This is a genomic window from Ethanoligenens harbinense YUAN-3 (assembly GCF_000178115.2).
Classification (GTDB): domain Bacteria; phylum Bacillota; class Clostridia; order Oscillospirales; family Ethanoligenentaceae; genus Ethanoligenens; species Ethanoligenens harbinense.
On sequence record NC_014828.1, the window covers coordinates 1840365 to 1852502 of the forward strand.

General features: G+C 59.0%; 15 protein-coding genes. 6 read left to right on the top strand and 9 right to left on the bottom strand.

Annotated features, from left to right (window positions below; translation table 11 throughout):
* Positions 1-12 precede the first annotated feature (12 nt).
* Entirely contained in the window at positions 13-171 is a 159-nt protein-coding gene (locus ETHHA_RS15590; protein WP_156793975.1) for a hypothetical protein, read from the bottom strand.
* Between the two features lie 79 nt (positions 172-250).
* On the opposite strand from ETHHA_RS15590, the gene ETHHA_RS08595 reads away from it, so the two are divergent.
* The 5 genes from ETHHA_RS08595 to upp are packed head-to-tail and all read left to right on the top strand — an operon-like array spanning position 251 to position 4208.
* Positions 251-1918, top strand: a complete 1668-nt coding sequence (locus ETHHA_RS08595; protein ID WP_013485585.1) for a formate--tetrahydrofolate ligase — start codon at positions 251-253, stop codon at positions 1916-1918.
* 44 nt (positions 1919-1962) lie between these two features.
* Positions 1963-2403, top strand: coding sequence for a tRNA (adenosine(37)-N6)-threonylcarbamoyltransferase complex ATPase subunit type 1 TsaE (tsaE, locus tag ETHHA_RS08600; RefSeq protein ID WP_013485586.1), 441 nt, complete (start codon positions 1963-1965; stop codon positions 2401-2403).
* Positions 2400-3101, top strand: a complete 702-nt coding sequence (gene tsaB, locus ETHHA_RS08605; RefSeq protein ID WP_013485587.1) for a tRNA (adenosine(37)-N6)-threonylcarbamoyltransferase complex dimerization subunit type 1 TsaB — start codon at positions 2400-2402, stop codon at positions 3099-3101. Before tsaE ends, tsaB begins: the two co-directional genes overlap by 4 nt.
* A 13-nt stretch (positions 3102-3114) precedes the next feature.
* Positions 3115-3561 (top strand): ribose 5-phosphate isomerase B, encoded by a 447-nt coding sequence (gene rpiB, locus ETHHA_RS08610; protein ID WP_013485588.1) that lies wholly within the window; start codon positions 3115-3117, stop codon positions 3559-3561.
* A gap of 14 nt (positions 3562-3575) precedes the next feature.
* Positions 3576-4208 (top strand): uracil phosphoribosyltransferase, encoded by a 633-nt coding sequence (gene upp / locus ETHHA_RS08615; protein ID WP_013485589.1) that lies wholly within the window; start codon positions 3576-3578, stop codon positions 4206-4208.
* Positions 4209-4285: 77 nt separating this feature from the next.
* Here upp and ETHHA_RS08620 read toward each other — a convergent pair whose 3' ends face one another.
* On the bottom strand, positions 4286-5041 hold the full coding sequence (locus ETHHA_RS08620) for an NAD-dependent protein deacylase (protein WP_013485590.1): 756 nt from the start codon (positions 5039-5041) through the stop codon (positions 4286-4288).
* 210 nt (positions 5042-5251) lie between these two features.
* Positions 5252-5944: a type 1 glutamine amidotransferase gene (locus tag ETHHA_RS08625; RefSeq protein WP_013485591.1), complete on the bottom strand. Its 693-nt coding sequence runs from the start codon at positions 5942-5944 to the stop codon at positions 5252-5254.
* Positions 5945-6308: 364 nt separating this feature from the next.
* Between ETHHA_RS08625 and ETHHA_RS08630 the strand changes: the two genes are divergently transcribed.
* A complete protein-coding gene (locus ETHHA_RS08630; protein ID WP_013485592.1) occupies positions 6309-7238 on the top strand; it encodes an FUSC family protein in 930 nt (309 codons plus the stop codon).
* Positions 7239-7254: 16 nt separating this feature from the next.
* Here ETHHA_RS08630 and ETHHA_RS14615 read toward each other — a convergent pair whose 3' ends face one another.
* The 6 genes from ETHHA_RS14615 to ETHHA_RS08655 form a co-directional block, all read right to left on the bottom strand.
* Positions 7255-8682, bottom strand: a complete 1428-nt coding sequence (locus ETHHA_RS14615; RefSeq protein ID WP_013485593.1) for an esterase/lipase family protein — start codon at positions 8680-8682, stop codon at positions 7255-7257.
* A gap of 131 nt (positions 8683-8813) precedes the next feature.
* The gene (locus ETHHA_RS08640; RefSeq protein WP_013485594.1) at positions 8814-9707 is read right to left on the bottom strand and encodes a peptidase M14; all 894 of its coding nucleotides are present in this window, start codon (positions 9705-9707) and stop codon (positions 8814-8816) included.
* A gap of 3 nt (positions 9708-9710) precedes the next feature.
* Positions 9711-10547, bottom strand: coding sequence for a metal ABC transporter permease (locus tag ETHHA_RS08645; RefSeq protein ID WP_198009341.1), 837 nt, complete (start codon positions 10545-10547; stop codon positions 9711-9713).
* A gap of 75 nt (positions 10548-10622) precedes the next feature.
* Positions 10623-11276: a metal ABC transporter ATP-binding protein gene (locus ETHHA_RS08650; RefSeq protein ID WP_041687439.1), complete on the bottom strand. Its 654-nt coding sequence runs from the start codon at positions 11274-11276 to the stop codon at positions 10623-10625.
* 266 nt (positions 11277-11542) lie between these two features.
* Positions 11543-11692, bottom strand: coding sequence for a YezD family protein (locus ETHHA_RS15165; protein ID WP_013485597.1), 150 nt, complete (start codon positions 11690-11692; stop codon positions 11543-11545).
* Between the two features lie 86 nt (positions 11693-11778).
* Positions 11779-12132, bottom strand: a complete 354-nt coding sequence (locus tag ETHHA_RS08655; protein WP_013485598.1) for a NifB/NifX family molybdenum-iron cluster-binding protein — start codon at positions 12130-12132, stop codon at positions 11779-11781.
* Between the last annotated feature and the right edge of the window lie 6 nt (positions 12133-12138).

The window sequence follows — 12138 nt, forward strand, 5'->3', positions numbered from 1 at the left end:
CGCCTTTTGCTATTATATCGTCTGCGCGCCGTCTTTGCAAGCGGATTGCGCGGCTTTCAGGGGCGCGCGGCATGAACCAATTTTTACAGCAAACAGTGCCGTACCGCCGCCGGTTGAAATTTTTTGACGCGGCCCTTGTTTGCGAGTATAATAAAAACGTATCGACATCATCCGTTTTCTTCCCGCGGCCGACAGGGACGGGAGAAAAGCGAAAACAAAATAGAATGTAGGAATGACGGGGGAACACACTATGCAGAGCGATATCGAGATCGCACATCAAGCCGTTTTGCAGCCCATCGCGGCCATTGCCGCCCGGCTGGGGGTATCCGAAGACGAACTGGACTTATATGGAAAATACAAAGCAAAGCTCAATGATTCTCTGTTCCGGCGCCTTGCCGATAAAACAGACGGAAAATTGATCTTGGTCACGGCCATCAACCCCACCCCCGCAGGCGAAGGAAAGACCACCACCACAGTCGGTCTGGGCGACGCGCTGCGCCGTCTGGGCAAACAGGCGGTCATCGCGCTGCGCGAACCGTCTCTCGGTCCGGTGTTCGGGATGAAGGGCGGCGCGGCCGGCGGCGGCTATGCGCAGGTGATGCCTATGGAAGACATCAACCTGCATTTTACCGGAGACATGCACGCCATCACCGCCGCCAACAACCTTCTCTGCGCCATTCTGGACAACCATCTTCAACAGGGCAACGCTCTCGGCATCGACCCGCGCCGCATCCTGTTCAAGCGCGTGCTCGACATGAACGACCGCGTACTGCGGCAGACGGTGGTCGGCCTGGGCGGCAAAGGGAACGGCATTCCCCGTGAGGATGGGTTTGTCATCACGGTGGCCAGCGAAGTCATGGCTATCCTCTGCCTGGCGAGGAACATCGCCGACCTGAAAAAGCGCCTGGGCACTATCCTCGTCGCCTACTCGTACGCCGGCGAGCCGGTCTACTGCCGGCAGCTCGGCGTGGCGGGCGCTATGGCCGCCCTGCTCAAAGACGCGCTCAACCCCAATCTGGTGCAGACGCTCGAGGGCACGGCCGCCATCATCCACGGCGGCCCGTTCGCCAACATCGCGCACGGCTGCAACTCCGTACGCGCCACCTCGCTTGCACTCAAGCTCGGTGACTACTGCGTCACCGAGGCCGGCTTCGGCTCCGACCTGGGCGCGGAAAAATTCATGGACATCAAATGCCGCGCGGCCGGTCTGCATCCGGCGGCAGTGGTGCTGGTCGCTACCATCCGCGCGCTGAAATACAACGGCGGTGTCAAGCGGGATGCGCTGGGCAATGAAGACGTCGGGGCGCTTCGCCGGGGCGCGGACAATCTGCGCGCGCACATCGCCAACATGCGGCGGTTCGGTGTGCCGGTCGTGGTCGCCATCAACCGGTTCGGCACCGATACGGAAGCGGAGCTCTCCGCCGTGGAAGGAATCTGCCGGGAAGAGCACGCATCTTTTGCCCTGTCCGAAGTATTTACCAAGGGCGGCGAGGGCGGCCTGGACCTGGCCAAAAAAGTGATTGAAGCGGCAGACACGCCTTCTTCTTTCCTGCCACTGTATGACCTCGGCCTTAGCTTGAAAGAAAAGATCGACACGCTGGCGCAGAAACTCTATGGCGCGGGCGAAGTGCAATATACCCCGGCGGCGGAAAAAGCGCTGGCGGAAATCGCGGCGCTGGGCGGAAACAAGCTGCCCATCTGCGTGGCCAAAACACAGTATTCCCTCTCGGACGACGCTTCGGCGCTGGGGCGGCCGAAAGGGTTCACCCTGCATGTGCGGGACGCCCGGTTGAGCGCGGGGGCGGGGTTTGTCGTTATCTACACCGGCAACATCCTGCAAATGCCCGGCCTGCCGAAAAAGCCGGCTGCCGAGCTGATCGACATCGACGAGAACGGCACCATCACCGGGCTTTTCTGAGCATACGCTTCACATTACACAACCGAAAGGATTGGGAAAAGACATTGGCTGCATGCATCAGCCGTTCACCGGCGGATACGGAACAGGCTGGCGAACAGCTGGCACAGGAACTGCACCCGGGCGATGTGGTCGCACTGTTCGGCAATCTGGGCGCGGGCAAGACCCAGTTCATCCGGGGACTCGCACGCGGGCTCGGCGTCACCGACCCGGTATCCAGCCCCACGTTCGCCATCGTGCATGCCTACCGCGGCCGCATCCCGCTCTACCATTTCGACATGTACCGCATCTCCGGCTGGGCCGATCTGGAATCCACCGGCTTTTTCGACTATCTGGAAAGCGACGGCGTCTGCGCCGTGGAGTGGAGCGAGAACATTGAAGCCGCTCTGCCTGAAAACACCGTGCGGGTGCAGATCGAACCGGGCGCGGATGCGGATACCCGTCGTATCACCATCCTCCGCGGTCGGAAGGAAGGACACAAGAAATGAACATACTGGCTGTCGATACTTCTTCCGTCACGGCTTCCGCCGCGCTCTGTGAGGATGACCGCCTGCTGGGCGAGACCTACGTCCGTGTGCCGCAGACTCATAGCGAAACGCTGATGCCCTCCGTCTGCGAGCTGCTGCGCCGCTGCGGGGTGACCTTTTCGGAGATCGGCCTGTTTGCCGTCGCCGCAGGTCCCGGCTCGTTCACCGGGGTGCGCATCGGCGTGGCCGCTGTAAAAGGAATGGCGATGGCATGGGGCGCACCCTGTGTCGGCGTATCGGCACTGGAAGCGGCAGCGTGGAACCACCCGTTTTTTGCGGGCACGGTCTGCGCCGCGATGGACGCCCGGCGCAGGCAGGTCTATGCCGCACTGTTTGCCGCTTCCCCCGCCGGACCGGCGCGCCTTTCCCCGGATCACGCGGTCGCACTGGAGGAATTGTCCGCAGAGCTTGGCAAAGAACCGGTTTTACTGGTTGGAGACGGTGCCGAACTGTGTTATAATGCGTTTAAAGAAGAACATTCCTGCGTTTTGGCGCCCGACCGGCTGCGATTCACCCATGCGGGCGCAGTAGCCGCCTTGGGTTTGCGCGCGTTCCGGTCAGGGCAGGCACTGCCACCCGACCGGCTGCTGCCGGTATATCTGCGTCTGCCGCAGGCGGAGCGTGAACTGCGCGCCAGAACGGCGCAAAAAAACGATTGACGGAGGCAAACATATGATTGCTTTGGGCTGTGACCACGGTGGATTTCTGCTGAAACAGGAGATTAAGGCTTATCTGGAAGAACAGGGCATCCCTTACCTGGATTTCGGGACGGACAGCTGCGATTCCTGCGATTATCCCGATTTTGCCAAAGCGGCCTGCGCTGCCGTTCTCGACGGCTCCTGTGAAAAAGCGCTGCTTTTCTGCGGCACCGGCGTCGGCATCTCCATGGCCGCCAACAAGATCAAAGGCATTCGCGCGGCGTGCTGTTCGGATTATTTCAGCGCCAAATACACCCGCCTGCACAACAACGCCAATGTGCTCTGTCTTGGCGGGCGCGTCGTTGGCCCGGGGCTTGCGCGCGAGCTGGTCGATGTGTTCCTGCACACCGCATATGAAGGCGGGGAGCGCCATGAACGCCGGCTGAAAAAAATCGAAGCGCTTGAGAACGAAAACAAATAACGGGGTGTAGATCCATGAATCAAAACATTGCCTTGCTGGACCATCCGCTGATTCAGCATAAGCTCACGCTTCTGCGGGACAAACAGACCGGCAGCAAAGAGTTCCGTGAAATGGTCAGCGAGATCGCCATGCTGATGTGCTATGAAGCGACTCGCGACCTGCCGCTCAAGGAAGTGGACATCGAAACACCGGTCGCATTGGCCAAAGCGAAGGTGATTTCCGGCAAGAAGCTGGCTTTCGTACCCATCCTGCGGGCAGGGCTCGGCATGGTGGAAGGCGTTCTGCAGATGGTGCCCGCCGCAAAAGTGGGGCACATCGGCCTTTACCGCGATCCTGAAAGCCTGCATCCCGTGGACTATTATGTGAAACTGCCGGAAGATGTGCGGGAGCGGGAGGTCATCCTGCTCGATCCGATGCTCGCCACCGGCGGTTCCGCTGTGGAAGCCATCCATGTCCTTAAAAGGCAGGGCGTGCAGCACATCAAATTCATGTGCATCATCGCCGCGCCGGAAGGTATGAAAACGCTGACCGACGCGCATCCGGACGTTCCGGTCTTCTGTGCCGCGCTGGACAACCACCTCAACGAACACGGTTACATCGTGCCCGGGCTTGGAGATGCCGGCGACCGCCTGTTCGGCACCAAATAAAACATCCGAAATCCAAAGTGCCCATGCGGATAAATCCGCGTAGGCGCTTTTTTCATGCGGCTCCCGTCGGGCTGCCTTCAGCAGGCGTCTTCCCACAGACCCGCCTGTTCCATTGCCGCGCGCAGTGTTGCACCCGCCGCGGCACGGATGCACAGGTCGGCACGACGGTCATACGGTGTTCCGCTTTTATTCAGCAGCGCCAGATGTTCCCCGTGGAAATAATCGATCAACCCCGCAGCAGGATAAACCGCCAGACTTGTGCCTGCCACCAGCAACAGGTCGGCCCGCTCAATGGCGCGCACCGCGCCCTCCACGGTCGCGCTGTCCAGCCCCTCCCCATAGAGGACGACGTCGGGGCGAATCATACCACCGCAGGCGCACTGCGGAACAGACGGCGCCTCCAGCACGACGTCGAGCCCATATCGTCTCCCGCATGAAAGGCAGTGATTGCGATACACGCTGCCATGCAGTTCATAGACCGTTTGTGAACCGGCCTTGCTGTGCAGACCGTCAATGTTCTGCGTGACAACCGCAGACAGTTTCCCCTGCCGCTCCAGCATGGCAAATGCCTTGTGGGCGTCGTTCGGCTCGGCGTCCGGGAACACCAGGTAGCGGCGCAGATAGTCGTAGAAAACAGCGGGATTCTGCATAAAGAAATCGTGAGAAAGCAGAACTTCCGGCTCCTGCCCGTATTGTTTCCGGATGGATTCGTACACGCCCCCGGAGGAACGGAAATCCGGGATCTCGCTTTCTGTGGAAACGCCCGCGCCGGTAAAGGCCACGACGCGCTCCGATGTTTTCAGCCATGCAGCCAGTGTTTCCATCTCTTCCATTTTTGCGGCACCTTCCCTTTGTTGCGGCAGTCCGCCTGCCCTGTGGTTCCAGCATACCATCCCCTCCGCCCGATTGCAAGCAAAACCCTGCAGGAAAAACGCGTCTTCACCGATCATTCGATTCTTTCACAAGAAATGAGAGAATCGTATAAAAACACCGGTAAAGACGCGTCGGATTCCGCATGCGGAGAAGCCAAACGGCCGCTTTGTTCATATTTTTCCGAAAGTGTAAACCGGCTCGCGCTCCGGCTTGCACCCCAGCCATTGCAAGGCATTTTCCATCAATCTGGCGAAAATGCCGTATGTGTCCACTGCATGCGGCGAGAGTTCCCCGCCTTTGACGGCGATCATCGCCTGCGTGTACTCCGGATGAAACTGAAACCCAACAGCAGGCACTTTTTCGATGGCAAACATGGCGCTCGGCGACACGCTCGAGCGTGCAAGGCTGCAATACGCAGGCAGCGCATAATGGTCGCTGTGGCTCATGTAGGAATAAAAACCGTGCTCCAAGCCGCGCAGCAAGGGGTGCGTGCTTCCCTCTTTCCACGGGCGGATGAAATAAAAGCCCTGTTCCTCGTCACCGCAACGGTATGCCGGCGCGCCCAGCGCCTGCGCAAGGATACCGGCGCCCATACCGAACCCGATCACCGGTTTGCCCTCATGGAGCAGCATCCGCACATATTCCACCTCACCATACAGCCACGGGTCGGCGTCCTTGTTCCAAAGATGCTGACGCCCGCCATGCAGCACGGCAATATCAAAGTCATACAGCTTCGGGAAATCCTCGTTGCGGTCTATACGAATCTTGCGCGATACGGGCAAACCGTTCGCCTGTACCCATCGATCCAGGTTGGATGGGACGGACGGATGATCCGCATCATGTAAAAATTCTACAATCCTCACAAATAATCCCTCCTATCTATGAAAAAAATACAAGGATGCCGAACAAGCGTCCTTGCTTATGGGATATTCTGGATATCGAAAAACCGGATAAAAGATGCGCTTCGAGAAAAACTCAAAGCGCCGTTGCTTTCATTTGATCCATTTACCGTAATTTATTATAAACGGTCATGCAGGATCTGTCAAGCCACATTGCAAAAAATTTACACAATCTTCCTAATATGCCGCAAGTCCGGCAAACCGGCGGGCGGATGCGGTCATTTCCTTTGACGGATAGCGAACGGATTTTCAAGTTTTCATATTTTTTATATATTTTATGTTATAATGATAGCGAATCAAAATCATACGATCGAATCCGGGTGGATACATGAAAATCTTACCGGGCATGCGCACGCTCAAAACAGCGGTTGCCGTTGGTCTGAGCGTGGCGGTTTCATATGCCCTGAAACTGGAATATCCGTTCTACGCGGCCATCGCCTGCGTGGTGGTTCTGCAAATCTATTCCAGGGACACCGTTACAGCCGGCCGCAACCGCCTGATTGGCACGCTGGCAGGCGGGCTGGCCGGTTCCCTGTTTGCCTGTATCCCGCTGGATAAGGCCATCACATCCTTTTTCGGGATCATTTTCCTGTTCGTCATCCTTGCGCAGTGCAGGCTGAACCGGTCGATGACCATCGGCGGTATCGTTTTTATGCGGATCATGGTCGATCTGGACTACAGCAAGGAAGCCCCCCTGCTCTTTACCTATAATCGCATGCTCGCCACGTTTGTGGGCGTGGTGATCGCGGTGGCGGTCAATCTGCTGCTGTTTCCCTACCACCGAACGAAAGAAAACGATAAGCGGTTCATATTGCTCCGTTCCCATTTGCTCGACGGGCTGACGGACCTGCTGGCTCACCGCATTCCGGTGGAGATCGCGGCGCTGCGGAAAGATTGTGACGTGCTGCAGGAGCATCTGGGAAAAAACAGTGCGGAATACAAACTGTTTGCCCGCCGGGAAGAACAGGTGACGGAAATGCACAGGGCCGTGGATCTCTACCAGGACATTCTGCGCCACATGGCCATGATACAGGAACTGCCGCCGGAGCATTGGCAGTTGAGCGGGCCAAACATCCAAAGGCTCGCCGCATTGGCCAACTGCCGCCCCCCGGACAGCAGCGCGGAAAACGTCGAGGATGCCCATGTGGTGGTCTACAATTACCACGCGGGCCGTATGCTGGACTGCGCGGAACAGGCCGAAAATACCCTTTTGCAGCCGCCGCGGCTCTGGTCTCCCCGAACGCAGGCGCCATCCTGAGGTCTGAGGGAAGCCGCTATGCCCGCTTGCGCCGCATGGAAACCTGACGCACCACGTCGCGCTCATACGGACTGCCGTCGTCCAGTTCACCCCGCAAAACCTGTTCCACCGAATAAACGCCGTCGTCGAATACGGACGGCAGTTCCCCGCTTTCTCCCGCATCCCCCTCATAGACCAGTTGGAAATGGTCGGGAAACGTCTGGAATACGCGCAGGATGCGATTCAGTTTGCGGACAACCCGCTTCCCCACCGCACGATGCGCCGGCACCGCGTCGAAGCGGATAGATGCCAGATAGGCGCCGCTGCTTTTGGGGCCGTCCAACTGCCAGTTTCCCGGCGACGGTTTGCGAATTCGCGTGCACAGCATCTGCGCGCCGCCCTCCGCATGCGCCGCACGCAGCGGGACGATCGTTCCGTCGGGCGCCGTGAGCGTGAAGCGGCCGGTAATATCTCCGCCGCCCGCCGCCATCATGCACACGTTCAGGCCGCTTGCGGCGCTGTCCACCGCAAAGGTTTCCCGCACGCCGCCCGCAAGCGCGCCGCCGCGCAGCACCAAGCCGTCCGGCACCTCCTCCGCAGTATCCTGTTCCGGCAGCGCCGTTTTCACGGAAACAGGCTGTACCGCTATGTGCGCGCCCGCTATCGCCCCGCAGACATGCGGCCAGACAAACTGTCCGCTCTGCATCTGGATATGGTCAAAATCCAGCGTGGCCAGGTGCTGCCCGAACGGGTTTTGCGCACTGCGCACCGTGACGACACCGTCGTTTTTGCCCCAGCGGGAAAGAATCTGCGCGCCTGCCCACACCCGGCTGAATGCCGGGCCGCTGCCGCAGCCCGCGAAGGTGTACAGCGGCACCGCGCGGCCGGCCGTATCGGTCTTCTCACGATAGGCCCGCATGTACCCCGTTTGCATGACGTAGCAGCCGTCGCTGTGGACGCCCATCCGCTCCCCCAGCGAAAACCCGACGGAGGAATAGGCCAGGTCGGCCAGTTCGGAACCCCAGTGAGGGGAACTGAGCGTATACAGTCCCCGGATCCGCCCCGCCGCACCGTAATAGACGGCCGCCGTCTGGGCGTCCACCCCGCCTTTGCTGTGCGCCACCAGCGTCACCGCGGGCGTTTGGTAATGCATGCAGATGTCGGCAAGCTGCCACGCCAGGATACGCCCGTTGCGCCACATATCCATGGGTCGTTCCTTTTCCGCCGCAAACCCGACAAACGCGGTGCGGAACCCTTCCGCCGTGGCACGGGCATACATTTCATTCAGCCCGTATACCTCGCTTTTTTCCCAGAAACTGCGCGCGGGCTGCCCCAGCCCGGGCACAAACACAACCACCGGCGCGCCCGGCCATTCGACCGTGCCCGCATACCATCCGCCGCGCCCGGCATCGTCATATGTATGGATGAGCCGCGGCGCGGGCGGCTGGGCCATATGCTGCTCCATGAACACCCCTCCCGCTGCATTTTCTATTGAAACTATATGCAAAAGGGGCTTGGTTGTGTTCTTATCTAAAAAACGCGCCAAAACAGCCGATGCGGAACATGCCCCCCGCATCGGCTGTTTACTGTATGCATTCATTTGCCCAGTATGCCTGCCAGCCCGGCTAGGCTGCCTTCCACTCTGGAAATATAAAAATCCGTTGGATACAGTCCGCTTTTTTTCCGTGGCAATTCCAGCAAAGCGGCCCTCGCCCCCTGCGTGGATGCCCACAGGCTGAAAAAGCCATTGCACTTTTCATCAAACGGTCCATACCGTTTGGTCGTCGTAACCGGCAACAGGTAAGACGCCAACGTCTGGTCGCCCAACACATGATTTTCCCAGCCATGCACGTCGATCACGGCCGCTGGTTTGACTGCCCCCACCAGATCGGCCAGCGCACGGCTTTCCGGCGCCGCCAAAGGCGCGGAAAGGGTATGGTCGCGCGCATCTGCAATGACCTTGAACCCGGCGGGAAAATCACGGTTGATGTTCACGCCCAACGACACCTGGCACCGGCCCACCCCATTGTTGCTGACGCCGTGCGCCAACCCATCGGGGTTGGCCGAAGCCACCAAATACAGCGCGGTGTTGCCCAGCGCGCCCCGGTTGCTCTGCGCCCACTGCGCGACGGCATGACCGATATCCACCAGGACCTGCCCGTCTTTGGCATACGCATCCTCATAGCCATGCACCTCAAAGGTGAGCAGCAACACCGCGTTCACCGGACCGTTCGGCAAAACGCGCGTGCAGGTCAGGTCGGCGCCGAGGCCGCTTTTCCCATAAACAAAGGTGCCGACCGGCGGCAAAGCCTGTATCTGCGCGGCGATCTGCTGCTGGTTTGGAACCGCCGCCGCAGTCTCCTGCTGCCCTGCGGCGGCCTGCTTCTGGCCGGACGTCTTTTGCTGAAACAAAACTGAAAACAACAGCACGAGCGAAAGCAGCAGCACAAACAGCAGGAAAGCGCGCGTCTGCCTGCGCAAAGCCTCCATCGCTTATCTCCCGTCCGTGTGAGCGCGGGGCCGCTTCCGGAGGCGGAAAAGCAGCCAAAGGCGCTTGGCCAGCATAACCGCCAGCAAAAGAGCCACCGAGACCAGCGCCGTGAATCCGCCTGGCGCCACATTCAGCTGATACGACGCGTACAGGCCCGTTAAAATATCCACCACGCTAAACAGCACGGAAAACAGCAGCGTGCGCCGGAAACCCAAACGGAGCTGGAGCGCCGTGGCCACCGGCAGGGCGATCATGGAGCTGAGCACCAGCACCCCCACCACGCGGATGGACACCGAGATGGCCGAAGCCACCAAAATGGAAAAAACATAGTTGATAAGCCGCACACGCACCCCCGCAATGCGGGCGGCGTCTTCATCATATGCAATATAGATCATCTGGTTATAGAGCAGCACGAGCACGGCCACGGACGCGATGCTCAAAACCAGGATCGATACCATATCGAATGCGGAAACCGTCAGGATGCTGCCGAACAGAAACGAATCGGCATTGGCATGCAGCCTGCCCGAACTGATGATGGTGATGGCGATGCCGACGCTCAGCGCCAGGATGATGGTGAGCAGCAGGTCGGTGAATTTTTTAAAATAGATGCGGAGGAATTCGATCAGCGCGCCGCACGCGGATGTGAAGGCAAAAGCCCCGATCACCGGGCTTCCGCCGCTGAGCAGGCCGATGGCCACGCCCGCCAGCGAGGCGTGTGAGAGCGCGTCGCCGATCATGGAATAGCGCCGCAGCACCAGAAAGATACCGATGCATGGGCAGAGAATGGCAATGAAAAACGATACCACCAGCGCATTTTGCATAAAGCCGTATTGGAAAATATCAAGCATGGAAACGGGTCCCCTCGTCGTGTTATTTCATCTGCCCGGCGGCCGCCTGTTAGCGGCCCGGTCCTGTCAGGAGGAATGCAGATATTCATCCGCATACTGCTTTGGCGTGCAGAGATGCCCCCGCCCCTCCACCAGATGGTAAATGAGCGTGGAACTGGTCATGGCCGCCTGCAGATTGTGCTCAATGGAGACGATGGTCACGCCGCGCTGCTGGTTCAGCTTTTTTAAAAACGCATAGATCTCGTGCTGGCTGCCCACATCCACTCCGGTGGAAGGCTCGTCCAGCACCAGCAGGTCCGGCTCCCCCATCAGCGCGCGCGCAATGCGCACTTTCTGCGCCTGCCCGCCCGAGAGCGTCCCCATCAGCCGGTGGGAAAACGCCTCCATATGCAACTGCTCCAACGCGTGTTTCACGCAGTCTCTGTTCCGGATCTTCAACAGCCTGCGGTAACTGTCCAACATCTCATACACGGTGATGGGAAAATCGGCATTGGCCTCATGTTTTTGCGGCACATAGCCGATCCGTCCGGCATCCACCACGATGCTGCCCGCGTTCGGCTTCAAAAAGCCCAGCAGCAACCGGATGAGCGTGCTCTTCCCGCTGCCGTTTTCGCCCAGAATGGAAATGTATTCTCCGCTCTTGATATCCAGCCGCAGATCGTCCAGCGTATAGGGGGGCAGCCCCGTATAGGAAAAACAGAGATGATCGACTTTTATCATGGCATACGCCCCTTTCATCTGCCGGGCCATACGCCCGTCTCCGTTCCCCTTTATTATACGTGTTTTTGCAAACGTTTTGCAAGTGCCAGGCCTCGACGGCGTGTATCAGCGTTTGCCCTTTTTCGCTCCATGCCAAAGCCCCCTGTTGCAGTTGTTTATCCTGCAACAGGGGGCTTGATGCAATGTGCATTTTAGCTGGGGCAGTTCAAACCCGGGGGATTTTTATTTGAGCATGCCGCCCGCCTGTCCGAATCACGCATCGGCATTCAACGCAAACGGACCTTTTCATTTTTCTCGATCTGTATGACTTTTCCATCCTGGATGATTACGGTGACGGAACCATACTGCACGCTTTGTATGTACTGCAAAAGCTGTTCGGCGATTTCCTCGCGTTCCCGGCTTGAAATATCCGACATCTACCCACCTGCTTTCCCGACCGCATGGACCCAGGGGCCTCCGGCCATCCGCACCGACCGACATCCCACTTACAAACAAGCAAGCGTCAACACGTCTGGGACGATTTTTCCTGATTCAGCGGCAACACATCCGCGCGCAGTTTTTCCAGAACCGGCTCGATCAAATAGGGTGCTTCAAACACACGCAGGCCGGCCTGCAGAACATACTGTGCGGCCGCCGGGCCGATCTGGCTGACAAGCAGCGCGTCACAGTCCTTCAGCGCATGGGACAGATCGCGGAATTTTTCCGTGCTGTGCCCGTCCGACAGGAGCATGCTGCGTTTTTCCACAAGTTGTGCCGATTCTTTTGTCAGCTCATAGATATAAAACGTATGCGCCTGCCCGAAATGGAGATCGATCCGCTCTCCATCCGAGCTGGCCGCCGCCACACGAAACGCCATGCAGGG

Bases quoted from the DNA above. Each gene is read 5' to 3' on its own strand.
- ETHHA_RS15590 (WP_156793975.1), bottom strand. From the start codon at position 171: ATGATGTCGATACGTTTTTATTATACTCGCAAACAAGGGCCGCGTCAA.
- ETHHA_RS08595 (WP_013485585.1), top strand. From the start codon at position 251: ATGCAGAGCGATATCGAGATCGCACATCAAGCCGTTTTGCAGCCCATC.
- tsaB (WP_013485587.1), top strand. From the start codon at position 2,400: ATGAACATACTGGCTGTCGATACTTCTTCCGTCACGGCTTCCGCCGCG.
- rpiB (WP_013485588.1), top strand. From the start codon at position 3,115: ATGATTGCTTTGGGCTGTGACCACGGTGGATTTCTGCTGAAACAGGAG.
- upp (WP_013485589.1), top strand. From the start codon at position 3,576: ATGAATCAAAACATTGCCTTGCTGGACCATCCGCTGATTCAGCATAAG.
- ETHHA_RS08620 (WP_013485590.1), bottom strand. From the start codon at position 5,041: ATGGAAGAGATGGAAACACTGGCTGCATGGCTGAAAACATCGGAGCGC.
- ETHHA_RS08630 (WP_013485592.1), top strand. From the start codon at position 6,309: ATGAAAATCTTACCGGGCATGCGCACGCTCAAAACAGCGGTTGCCGTT.
- ETHHA_RS14615 (WP_013485593.1), bottom strand. From the start codon at position 8,682: ATGGAGCAGCATATGGCCCAGCCGCCCGCGCCGCGGCTCATCCATACA.
- ETHHA_RS08640 (WP_013485594.1), bottom strand. From the start codon at position 9,707: ATGGAGGCTTTGCGCAGGCAGACGCGCGCTTTCCTGCTGTTTGTGCTG.
- ETHHA_RS08650 (WP_041687439.1), bottom strand. From the start codon at position 11,276: ATGATAAAAGTCGATCATCTCTGTTTTTCCTATACGGGGCTGCCCCCC.
- ETHHA_RS15165 (WP_013485597.1), bottom strand. From the start codon at position 11,692: ATGTCGGATATTTCAAGCCGGGAACGCGAGGAAATCGCCGAACAGCTT.
- ETHHA_RS08655 (WP_013485598.1), bottom strand. From the start codon at position 12,132: ATGGCGTTTCGTGTGGCGGCGGCCAGCTCGGATGGAGAGCGGATCGAT.